Source organism: Bacteroides caecigallinarum (assembly GCF_016901995.1).
Taxonomy (GTDB): Bacteria; Bacteroidota; Bacteroidia; order Bacteroidales; family Bacteroidaceae; genus Phocaeicola; species Phocaeicola cellulolyticus.
In genome coordinates, this window is sequence record NZ_JACJLE010000171.1 from 1 (window position 1) to 361 (window position 361).

At 49.0% G+C, this 361-nt stretch carries 1 rRNA gene; it reads left to right on the top strand.

The window, feature by feature from the left end:
* A 23S ribosomal RNA gene (locus H6A61_RS15490) occupies positions 1 to 361 on the top strand; the annotation flags it as partial.

Below are 361 nucleotides of genomic sequence, written 5' to 3' on the forward strand. Positions count from 1 at the left end.
TGAAGGACGTGATAAGCTGCGAAAAGTCACGGGGAGGTGCAAATAACCTTTGATCCGTGAATCTCCGAATGGGACAACCCGATATCCTGAAGGGATATCACCTTACTTAAGTAAGGGGCTAACGCAGGGAACTGAAACATCTTAGTACCTGCAGGAAAAGAAAATAACAATGATTCCCCCAGTAGTGGCGAGCGAACGGGGAAGAGCCCAAACCGTTTATGTTACGGCATAAGCGGGGTTGTAGGACCACAGCGTTGCAAGAACTCTTGTGAGAAGAACGATCTGGAAAGTTCGACCACAGACGGTGACAGTCCGGTATTCGAAGCAAGACGAAGCATAGTGGTATCCTGAGTAGCGCGGA